This is a genomic window from Nitrospirillum amazonense (assembly GCF_029594735.1).
Taxonomy (GTDB): domain Bacteria; phylum Pseudomonadota; class Alphaproteobacteria; order Azospirillales; family Azospirillaceae; genus Nitrospirillum; species Nitrospirillum amazonense.
The window spans coordinates 1-8,834 of sequence record NZ_JARPAF010000007.1; the positions used below are offsets into that span (position 1 = coordinate 1).

General features: G+C 67.3%; 15 protein-coding genes. All 15 read left to right on the forward strand.

From position 1 onward, the window contains the following. The coding region (locus tag P5F91_RS28805) for a ParB/RepB/Spo0J family partition protein (protein ID WP_277908960.1) at window positions 1-684 on the forward strand (684 nt) is incomplete at its 5' end. Beyond that, window positions 684-1,031, forward strand: coding sequence for a hypothetical protein (locus tag P5F91_RS28810; protein WP_277908961.1), 348 nt, complete (start codon window positions 684-686; stop codon window positions 1,029-1,031). The genes P5F91_RS28805 and P5F91_RS28810, both read left to right, overlap by 1 nt. A gap of 274 nt (window positions 1,032-1,305) precedes the next feature. Beyond that, on the forward strand, window positions 1,306-1,779 hold the full coding sequence (locus P5F91_RS28815) for a DNA transposition protein (protein WP_277908962.1): 474 nt from the start codon (window positions 1,306-1,308) through the stop codon (window positions 1,777-1,779). Further along, the gene (locus P5F91_RS28820; protein WP_277908963.1) at window positions 1,776-3,725 is read left to right on the forward strand and encodes a transposase domain-containing protein; all 1,950 of its coding nucleotides are present in this window, start codon (window positions 1,776-1,778) and stop codon (window positions 3,723-3,725) included. The genes P5F91_RS28815 and P5F91_RS28820 overlap by 4 nt, the downstream gene beginning before the upstream one ends. 62 nt (window positions 3,726-3,787) lie before the next feature. Further along, window positions 3,788-4,738, forward strand: coding sequence for an AAA family ATPase (locus tag P5F91_RS28825; RefSeq protein WP_277908964.1), 951 nt, complete (start codon window positions 3,788-3,790; stop codon window positions 4,736-4,738). Between the two features lie 3 nt (window positions 4,739-4,741). Beyond that, window positions 4,742-5,092, forward strand: coding sequence for a hypothetical protein (locus P5F91_RS28830; RefSeq protein WP_277908965.1), 351 nt, complete (start codon window positions 4,742-4,744; stop codon window positions 5,090-5,092). After that, on the forward strand, window positions 5,089-5,460 hold the full coding sequence (locus P5F91_RS28835; RefSeq protein ID WP_277908966.1) for a hypothetical protein: 372 nt from the start codon (window positions 5,089-5,091) through the stop codon (window positions 5,458-5,460). The genes P5F91_RS28830 and P5F91_RS28835 overlap by 4 nt, the downstream gene beginning before the upstream one ends. A 12-nt stretch (window positions 5,461-5,472) precedes the next feature. Next, on the forward strand, window positions 5,473-6,276 hold the full coding sequence (locus P5F91_RS28840) for a DUF3164 family protein (RefSeq protein ID WP_277908967.1): 804 nt from the start codon (window positions 5,473-5,475) through the stop codon (window positions 6,274-6,276). A 10-nt stretch (window positions 6,277-6,286) separates the two neighbouring features. Further along, window positions 6,287-6,616, forward strand: a complete 330-nt coding sequence (locus P5F91_RS28845) for a hypothetical protein (RefSeq protein WP_277908968.1) — start codon at window positions 6,287-6,289, stop codon at window positions 6,614-6,616. Beyond that, the gene (locus P5F91_RS28850; protein WP_277908969.1) at window positions 6,613-7,053 is read left to right on the forward strand and encodes a hypothetical protein; all 441 of its coding nucleotides are present in this window, start codon (window positions 6,613-6,615) and stop codon (window positions 7,051-7,053) included. Before P5F91_RS28845 ends, P5F91_RS28850 begins: the two co-directional genes overlap by 4 nt. Next, a complete protein-coding gene (locus P5F91_RS28855) occupies window positions 7,050-7,307 on the forward strand; it encodes a hypothetical protein (protein ID WP_277908970.1) in 258 nt (85 codons plus the stop codon). The genes P5F91_RS28850 and P5F91_RS28855 overlap by 4 nt, the downstream gene beginning before the upstream one ends. Continuing rightward, window positions 7,304-7,501 (forward strand): hypothetical protein, encoded by a 198-nt coding sequence (locus P5F91_RS28860; RefSeq protein ID WP_277908971.1) that lies wholly within the window; start codon window positions 7,304-7,306, stop codon window positions 7,499-7,501. The genes P5F91_RS28855 and P5F91_RS28860 overlap by 4 nt, the downstream gene beginning before the upstream one ends. Window positions 7,502-7,548: 47 nt before the next feature. Continuing rightward, window positions 7,549-7,821 carry an HU family DNA-binding protein gene (locus tag P5F91_RS28865; protein WP_277908972.1) on the forward strand — a complete coding sequence of 91 codons (273 nt, stop codon included), beginning with the start codon at window positions 7,549-7,551 and terminating at the stop codon, window positions 7,819-7,821. 76 nt (window positions 7,822-7,897) lie between these two features. Then, window positions 7,898-8,092, forward strand: coding sequence for a hypothetical protein (locus P5F91_RS28870; protein ID WP_277908973.1), 195 nt, complete (start codon window positions 7,898-7,900; stop codon window positions 8,090-8,092). A gap of 26 nt (window positions 8,093-8,118) precedes the next feature. After that, window positions 8,119-8,751 carry a hypothetical protein gene (locus P5F91_RS28875; RefSeq protein WP_277908974.1) on the forward strand — a complete coding sequence of 211 codons (633 nt, stop codon included), beginning with the start codon at window positions 8,119-8,121 and terminating at the stop codon, window positions 8,749-8,751. Window positions 8,752-8,834: the final 83 nt, after the last annotated feature.

Here is an 8,834-nt window from a genome sequence, read left to right on the forward strand (position 1 = left end):
TCCGGGCCGCGTTACGCCCTGGTGGCGGGCGGCCATCGCCTCGCGGGCGCCAACATCCTCAGCTGGACCACGATCAAGGCCAAGCTGGTCGAGGGAACGGAAACCGAACTGCGCTTGGCGGAGATTGATGAGAACCTGGCGCGGGTGGAGCTGGTGGCGTTTGATCGCGCCAAGTTCCTGGCCGAGCGCAAGCGTCTCTATGAGGAGCTGCACCCCGAAACCGCCCATGGCGGGGACCGCCGCAGCGCCGAATTTCAAAACGACACGCTGTCGCTTTGGTCTTTCGCCAAGGACACGGCGGAGAAATGCGGCCTGACGGCCAGGACCATCGAACGCGCGGTGCGCATCGCCACCAAGCTTACGCCGGAGGTGAAGAAGCGCATCCCCGGCACCTGGCTGGCGGATCACCAAGGGGAGCTGCTGGCGCTGACCAAGCTGGAACCAGCGCACCAGCTGCAGGCCCTGGATCTGCTGCTGTCGCCCCAGCCCACCGTCAAGACGGTCGAGGCCGCGCGCAAAGTGGTCCAGGGCGTCAAGGAAGAGGCCAAGTCGGACACCGACAGGCAGCTGGAGAAGCTGACCGAGGCGTGGGCGCGGGCTGGCGCGCCGGCCCGTCGCGCCTTCATCGAGCATCTGCGGGCCACGGGCGCCCTGGAGCAGCCCAAGCTTGAGCAGGTGGCGTGATGGGTGGCTTCAACCACATGGAAGCCGCCCGGCGGCACGCCAAGGCGAAGCGGTCCTTTGTGAAGAAGGTCCGCGCCGCCATGGCCCGTGAAATGGCCGCCTTCGGCGTGCCGGTCATTATGGATATCCAGCCGCCGACCAACCTGTTGGAGCGGCATAAGGCGGCTCTCGACGCGAAAGCCGAGGCCATCCGTCAGACCCGCCTCAGCCTTGAGGCCGCAGCTTTGACAGAAGATGAGCGAGTGACGCTGCATCAAGTCCTTCGCCGGATGCGAGATCAGGGCCCATCGCCTCAAGAAGATGGCGGAACCCCTCAAGAACCGTCCTGTCCGTTTTGCTTCCGTTGATGTGAGCCAAGTCGATGACCTTGTCGATGACACCAATCAACTTGTTGAAGTCCAGGGCCTTGGTTTCCAAGAGGGCCACGGCCAAGGCCAGCATAGGCCAATGCAGCCCTTGGATCAGTTCGTGCATTTCATCAAGTTCGCTTCGCACCCAGGCCCGGATTTCACCTTCTGACATCGGTTCCCCCATCGGTTGTGTTGCAGCTCCGAGGATAGGGGAAGCGCGGGCGGCCGTCACCGTGACGGTGGCGGCCCCCGTTGCCCAGGGAGGCATGTGATGTCGCCGCCGCGGGACCGGGCCACGCTGGATATGTTCACCGACTGGCAGCCGCCGGTGCTGGTTCAGCGCTTCCAGGAAATCCAGGTGCGGGCGGCGACGCTGCAGCGCCGGGTTTCCCTGGCGGTCGCCGAAACCTTGAAGGCGGCCGCGCGCGAGGGTGAGGACAGGCGGGCGGAGATCGCCGCGCGCATGTCCGACTGGTTGGGGGAAACGGTCACACCGAACATGCTGGACAAGTACGCCAGCCAGGAAGCCGACCACAACATCACCGTCGTGCGCCTGCTCGGGTTGATCCACGCCACCGGCGACGTCCGGCTGCTGCAGCTGATGGCCGAGATGTTCGGCCACAGCGTCATCGAGAACAAATGGCTGCCATGGGTCGAGGTTGGCCAGCTGGCCGACTGCAAGGACGAACTCGACAAGAGCTTCGACGCGGCGCGGCGCAAGGCCAGAAAGGCGATGCGGTCATGAAGGAATGGTATTCCGCCGCCGAACTGGCGCCCCTGTTTGGGATCAGCGTTCGCGCGGTCAACAAGAAGGCCGACGACTGGCGGTCGCGGCCGGTGTGGCACCAGGTCCGCAACCCGCAAGGGGTGTGGCGCCGCGCCGAGGAAGGCAACGGCTACCTCTACCATTACGCCGTGCTGCCGGGGCCGGTGAAGGCCAAGCTGATCGTGGCCGACGGCGCCCCCACCCGCGAGCAGGACGCCGACCGGCTGGCGGCAAAACGCACATTGTCAGCTGAAGCCGCCTGGGACCTGTACGCCAGGGCCACGGACAAAAAGAAGGAGGTGGCCCGGCAGCGCCTGGCCATCCTCCAGCAGGTCGATGCGCTGTTCGTGGCGGGGACGCCCAAGAACGTGGCGGTATCCACCGTGTGCGCCCTGCGCAAGGTTGGAACATCGACCTACTGGCTGTGGGAACAGCGCATCCATGGCGTGCCGCGTCAGGACTGGCTGCCGATGCTGATAGACCACCGCGCCGGCCGCCAGGCCGAAGCGGAGTGCCACCCGGAGGCCTGGGAATATCTGAAGTCCGATTGGCTGCGAGACGAAGCGCCGACCTTCACCAGCTGCTATCGCCGCTTGGAGGAAGTGGCGAAGGCCCGAGGTTGGGCGCCCCTACCCTCCGCCAAGACACTGGAGCGCCGGCTTGAGGCGCTTCCGCTGCCCGTAAAGGTGCTGGCGCGCCAAGGTATGGAGGCGCTGAAAGACCTCTATCCGGCGCAGGAACGCAATCGCGGCCACTTCCACGCCTTGGAGGCTGTGAATGCCGATGGCCACAAGTGGGACGTCTTCGTTCAGTGGCCCGATGGGGAAATCCTGCGGCCCCAGATGGTCTGCATCCAGGATCTGTACAGTAACATGATCTTGGCGTGGCGCGTCGATAAGAGCGCCAACAACGAGGCCGTCAGGTTGGCCATTGGCGACATGGTCGAACAGTGGGGCATCCCCGACAAAATCTGGTTCGACAACGGGCGCGATTTCGCCAGCAAATGGATCACCGGCGGCACGCCCAACCGGTACAGGTTCAAGGTTCGCGAGGAAGAACCCCTCGGCATTCTGACCCAACTGGGCGTCGAGGTGCATTGGACGATGCCGTACAGCGGCCAGTCCAAGCCCATTGAGAGGGCCTTCAAAGACATTGCTGGGGACCTGGCCAAGCATCCGGCCTTCGCCGGCGCCTATACCGGCAACAAGCCCGACGCCAAACCGGAGAGCTACGGCAGCAGGGCGGTACCCCTGGAAACCTTCCTGACTGTCGTGTCGGAAGGCATCCGCGAGCACAACATGCGGCGCAAGCGGCGCACGGCGGTTTGTGGGGGTGTGCACAGCTTCCTGGACGTGTTCCAAGCAAGCTATGCCCAGGCGCCTATCCGCAAGGCCTCTGGCGAGCAGCGCCGGCTGTGGCTTATGGCGGCCGAAAAGGTGAAGGCTGACGCTGAGACAGGTGCCGTCTGGTTGGCCGACAACAGGTACCACGCCGAATTCCTGTTCGAGCATCGCGGCCGATCCCTGGTTGTCCGCTTCGACGGGCAGAACCTTCATGAGGGCGTCCACGTCTACCGACAGGACGGCGGCTATCTCGGTGTCGCGGAGTGCGTGCTGGCGGCCGGCTTCGACGATGTCACGGCGGCCAAGGAACATGCCCGGCTGCGGCGCCAGTTCATCCGCGCCACCCGCGACGCGGCGGCGGCGGAAAGGCGCCTGACCCCCGAAGAGGTGGCGGCCATGCTGCCCCAGGTGGACCAGCAGGTGGCGCCGGAGACGAAGGTGGTCCGCCCCCTGTTCGGCAGCAGCGGTAACGCCGCCCTCGCCATGCGGCCCCAGGCCGACCCCGACGCCATGACCGACGACGAATTCAGCGCGGCCCTGTCGGCCGGCGTCCACTACCTCCGGCCCGTGCCGGCGGAATGAAAAAGGGCCGGGTCACGGCAATGACCCAGCCCCTAACACCTCAGAACCAAGAGGACTTTAGCATGAGCGTTGACATCAACGATATCTTGAAGATGCAGGATCCGGACGCTGTCCGCGCCCTGGTCCGTGAGGCGCTGGCCGAGGACAAGATCAGCAATGCCGAGGGCGCCCGTCGCGCCGGCATGGCGGAAAGCACATTTGCCGCGTGGTTGTCCGGCAAATACCAGGGGAACAACGAGAAGGCCACCGGCGACGCCATGCGGTGGCTGGTCGCCCGTCAGTCCCAGCGCATGGCCGCCGCCAGCATCACGGCCAGCCCCGATTTCATCGAGACGCCCAGCGCGCGGGATTTCATCACCGCCCTGCGCTATGCCCAGGTCGCCTGCGACATCACGGTGATCGTGGGGGCGCCGGGCATCGGCAAGACGATGGCGGCAGAGGCCTACAAGCTGGTGACGCCCAACGTCTGGCTGACCACCATGACGCCATCAACGTCGAAGCCCAGCGCCATGCTGGCGGAGATCTGCGCCGAACTGGACGTACCCGAGAAGTCCACCACCAAGATGGCGCGGGCGCTGGGCCGCTTCGTCAAGGGCAAGAAGGGGCTGCTGATCGTGGATGAGGGGCAGAACCTACGCCCCGAGTCCATGGATGAGCTGCGGGCGCTCAATGACATCTACAAGGTGGCCATCGCCGTCATCGGCAACGAGAAGGTGGTGTCCCGGCTGGAGGGAAAGCAGGCCGACTATGGCCAGCTCTACAGCCGGGTGGGCACGCGGCTGATCCGGCCGCGGCCGAACGAGGGTGACATCAGCGCCCTGATCGCCGCCTGGGGCGTCACCGATCCCCAGGAAGTGACCTTCCTGATGGGTGTGGCCGGCAAGGCGGGAGCCCTGCGCACCCTGGATAAGACGATGCGCCTGGCCAGCATGCTGGCCAATGGCGCCAACGAGCCCCGCGGCCTGCGCCACCTGAAGGCGGCCCGCGCCCGCTCCGGCGCGACGGAGGCCTGAGCCATGGAGATCAAGGCCATCTCTGATCAAGTGGGCGCCCAGGCCGTCTGGGATGGTGGCATGGGCCTGGTCGAGGCCGGCTACACTATCGACGCCAGCGGCCTGGTGATGGTGATCCGCCGCAGTGACGGCCGGGTCGCCGTGCCCGTCAGCCTGCCGCGCCTGGAGCACCACCAGGCCGACGCCGTCGCCCTGGCGGTCAACATCATGCGGGGGCACCCGAACCGCATGCCCGTCTCGGCCGAGATGACGTCATTGGCCTGCGCCGTGGTGGTGCTGGCCGACCGGCTGATGTCGCCCCCGCTTGTGCCCGCGCCGGACGGCAGCGGCCTGCTGTACTCGGTGCGGGCATGAGACGGGCCCGAACCTGGTTGCCGGCGTGGCTGGGTGCCCGGCTGAGGGCCCGCAGGTTCGGGCCCAATCTCGCCTCGCAGGATGCGCATGGCGACCTGCCGGCGTCGCCCTGGAGCGGCTTTTACGCCGGGCTGGAGGGCGACGGGCCGCCCGTCGAGCCCCCGGCCGACCCGCTGGTGCTGGATGCCCAGCGGGAGCTGGCCAAGCTGGCGGCGGCCGAGGCCAAGGCCGCCGCCGCCCAGGTGGACCTGGCCCGGCGGCAGACCTTCTTCGGCCTGGTCGCCCTGGGCGGCGCCATCGTTTCCCCCAACCCCCTGCCACGGCGCCGCCGTGGCGCCATCGCGCGGCTGATCGCCGCCCTGTTCTGAAAGAGCTGACCCATGACGCCCACCCTTTTCTTGGACACTCTGCACCTGGAGTATCCGGTGCCCCCTGAAATCCCGGCCACCGCGCCCACGCTGGCCAAGCGGTTGCACGCCCTGCTGTCGACGTTCGACGGCAACGAGGATGACTTCGCCGCCGCTTGGCGCGAGGCCTGCGCCGCGCTGGAGGCGATCCCCAGCGTGCCCCCCGCCACCGTGACGTTGGCGGATGGCGAGTATTGGCGGACCGAGGATGGCGCGCTGGTGCCCGCCCGCGTGGTGAAGGAGGCCGACCAGGTCAAGGACGGCTTCGTGCGCAACGTGGCCGCCGCCGCCCTGCAGCTGTCGGCCAGCCTGGCGCGCTTCAAGGCCCTGACCCTATCGGAGGGGCATTCCCTGGTGGAGTTGCTCGGCGCCAACTTCGGCATCGAGGTTGGGGGCACCAAGGGCAACGTTACCTTCCACAGCTTCGACCGCGAGTGGCAGGTGGAGCTGGCCAAGGCCGACCGCCTGGTGTTCGAGGGAGCGGAGTTGCAGGCCGCCCGCGCCGCCCTGGAAAAGTGGGTGGCCGCCAGCGAGGGGGCGCCCGAGTTGAAGCTGATCATCCACCGGGCCTTCGGCCTGGATGAGGAAGGCCAGGTTCGCGCCAACGAGCTGTTCCGCCTGATGACGTTCGAGATGCCGGGGGCCGATTGGGCCCGCGCCATGGACGCCCTGCGCGCCAGCATCCACATCGCCGGCAAGGCGGAATACCTACGCGTCCGGCGCCGCAACGCCGAAGGCCGGTACGACCTGATCCCCCTCAGCCTGGCCAGCGTGTGAGGGGGCAACCATGCAGAAATTTGCCCGTCACCGTTCCATCACCGAGATCCAGGACGCTTGCACCGAGCGGAAATGGGAGTTCAGCCGCGAGAAATACGACCGCGAGGGTTCGGACTACATCAGCTTCCTGTTCCAGGACGGGGAGGCCATGTTGGAGGTGGTCTACAACACCTTCAACGGCAACTTCCTCGCGGAAGCCCGCACGCTGACGGACGGCTTGCCGATTGATCGGCTGATCACCGGCCGCGACCCCTTCGATGGGCGCCCTTGGTTCGACGCGTTGCTGAACTTCCTCTACGTCCCGCAGGCTGCTGAGCCGGCCCAGGCGGGTGCGGCATGAGCGAAAAGCCCAACCCCGTCATCCCGCTGAATCACGGCGCCCCGACCGGCCCCTATCGCATTTGCGAGGGGGGCGAAGGCGGCGGCTGGATCCGGATCGATCGCGGCCCCGCCAATGAGATGGGGGATCCTGATTACGATGCCGGAGGTGAAACGCTCATCTCCGATGACACCATCGGGTATTACGTCGATAGCTGCCAGATCGAGACGAGGGCCGCCTTCTATCTCTGGGCGGCGGCCCCCGATCTGGTGGCCGCCGCCGACTACGCCCAGGCCTGCATCACCATCGCCCTGGCCTCAGGGGCTGTCGAAGGCAGCTACGCCGTATGGCTCGGCCAGGCAAAGAACCAACTTCTCTCCGCCATCAGGAGGACTGAGCCCAAGGGCGCCATGCTCTGGGCGCCAGATGCCGAGCCGGCGCAGGGAGGTGCGGCATGACGCGCCCCGTCACCACCCACCGTCAACACCCGCTGATCGCAGCGCTGAACGATTTCTGTGACCAGCATGGCCTGGTCGGGGCCGTCCTGCTGATCCCCCGGCCGGAGCGCGGCACCATCCAGATGGTGGCGGCCGGGCATCCGCCCCACGCCGCCGCCATGGAGGGACTGGGCAGCGACCTGATGGCCGCCATCGCCCGCGGGGACTTCGACAGCACGGCCTTGGTGTCGCTGGAAGGGGGAAGCGTCCAATGAGCCGCATCCGTCCCCGCACCACGGCGCAGATCGCGGCCATCCGTGCCGCGCGGATCAGGGGGGTACCCGTTGCCCCCGTCCGCCGTTCCCTGGCTCTTCGCCAGCAGCTGCTGGAAGCCAAAACCAACGGCGTGCCGGTCCCGGGAATACCGGATGGCCGCCTCTTCCAGAACAGTCACACCGCTCAAGACTGACCCCCATCACCACCGGCCCAAGAGGGCCTTAAGAAGGAGCGAAGAGCATGAATGAGAAGCAATTGACCAGCGAGATCGGCATCCGCGCCGGCCTCCCCGCCGCCAAGGTGAAAGAGGTGCTGGAGCTGCTGGGCGTCGAGGTGCGCGACGCCCTGAAGCGCGGCGACCAGATCACGATCCCCGGCGTCGTCAAGCTGGCCACGGTGCAGCGGACGGCCCGTGTGGGCCGCAACCCCCGCACGGGGGAGCCGGTGGAGATCGCCGGCAAGCGGGCGCCCAAGGCCGTGTTCCTGAAGGAGCTGAAGACGGCCGTGGCCTGAGCCTGGCGGCTCACAGGCGCCCCGGCCGCGACGCCGGGGCGCTCAGTGAACCCCAGACCTGAAGGAGCCATCCGCCATGCTGACCGATCAACAACGTGCCCGTCTAAAGGCCGCCGTGAACGAACTGAACGCCGCCATGCAAGAGGTCAAGGAAGCCCACGGGCACGGCATCCGCGTCTATCCGTACTGCCAGTTCAACGATGATACCGGCCTGTCGGCGGTGACGCTGCAGATCACCACCGGCCGCGAAATCATCGGGTACGGGGCGTAGCCATGATACCCGCCGGCACCACCCCTATGACGCGTGAAGAGCTATTGCGGCTGGCGCTGGCGGAGACTGGCGCCCTTTCCGCCGCCCTGGACCTGGCCAGCCAGGCCTGGGATTGGCTGTACCAGGATGCGCAGGCGCGGCTGACGGCCGAGCTGCAGGCTGTGCCAGCGCCAGACACGGGCGCGTCGCCATGGATGTACGTGCCGCCCGGCGGCTATTCCATCGACATCACGGGGATACCCGAGGTGCAGGCTGAAGAACAGCCCCCCGTCGCCCCGCTGTCAGAGCGGGAGCGCGAGCAGCTGGCCAAGGCGCTGGAAGACGGTGCCACGCTGGACCAGGCCGCAGAATTCCTGTTGCGGCCTGCGGCCCTGATCGACGCGGAGCTGCGCAAGGCCGGCGGCGAGGCTGAATTCATCCTTGCCGTCCGATTGGGGCAGGCCGCCGCCAACGCGCGCCGGCAGAGGGCCACCAAGGGAACGGGAACGGCCCAACCCTTCAACGCGTTCGGCGCCGCCCAGGCCGCCAAGGAACCCAAGCGCGTCACCCCCGAGGAACGCGCGGCCATCGATGCCGAAGTGGCCGCCGGCCGAGTCACCCACTGCCCCCCCGCCCACCACATGGGCCACCAGCCCAAGGTGCTGGAGGATCTGCGATGAGCGGGATCGACCTGGGCACCCTGCGCGCCGAATGCCTGATGATCGCCATCGAGCATGTGCGCGACCCCGCCGCCGCCCGCCAG

Bases quoted from the DNA above. Each gene is read 5' to 3' on its own strand.
- P5F91_RS28830 (WP_277908965.1), top strand. From the start codon at position 4,742: ATGGAGATCAAGGCCATCTCTGATCAAGTGGGCGCCCAGGCCGTCTGG.
- P5F91_RS28860 (WP_277908971.1), top strand. From the start codon at position 7,304: ATGAGCCGCATCCGTCCCCGCACCACGGCGCAGATCGCGGCCATCCGT.
- P5F91_RS28815 (WP_277908962.1), top strand. From the start codon at position 1,306: ATGTCGCCGCCGCGGGACCGGGCCACGCTGGATATGTTCACCGACTGG.
- P5F91_RS28850 (WP_277908969.1), top strand. From the start codon at position 6,613: ATGAGCGAAAAGCCCAACCCCGTCATCCCGCTGAATCACGGCGCCCCG.
- P5F91_RS28870 (WP_277908973.1), top strand. From the start codon at position 7,898: ATGCTGACCGATCAACAACGTGCCCGTCTAAAGGCCGCCGTGAACGAA.
- P5F91_RS28865 (WP_277908972.1), top strand. From the start codon at position 7,549: ATGAATGAGAAGCAATTGACCAGCGAGATCGGCATCCGCGCCGGCCTC.
- P5F91_RS28845 (WP_277908968.1), top strand. From the start codon at position 6,287: ATGCAGAAATTTGCCCGTCACCGTTCCATCACCGAGATCCAGGACGCT.
- P5F91_RS28835 (WP_277908966.1), top strand. From the start codon at position 5,089: ATGAGACGGGCCCGAACCTGGTTGCCGGCGTGGCTGGGTGCCCGGCTG.
- P5F91_RS28875 (WP_277908974.1), top strand. From the start codon at position 8,119: ATGACGCGTGAAGAGCTATTGCGGCTGGCGCTGGCGGAGACTGGCGCC.
- P5F91_RS28810 (WP_277908961.1), top strand. From the start codon at position 684: ATGGGTGGCTTCAACCACATGGAAGCCGCCCGGCGGCACGCCAAGGCG.
- P5F91_RS28855 (WP_277908970.1), top strand. From the start codon at position 7,050: ATGACGCGCCCCGTCACCACCCACCGTCAACACCCGCTGATCGCAGCG.
- P5F91_RS28840 (WP_277908967.1), top strand. From the start codon at position 5,473: ATGACGCCCACCCTTTTCTTGGACACTCTGCACCTGGAGTATCCGGTG.
- P5F91_RS28825 (WP_277908964.1), top strand. From the start codon at position 3,788: ATGAGCGTTGACATCAACGATATCTTGAAGATGCAGGATCCGGACGCT.
- P5F91_RS28820 (WP_277908963.1), top strand. From the start codon at position 1,776: ATGAAGGAATGGTATTCCGCCGCCGAACTGGCGCCCCTGTTTGGGATC.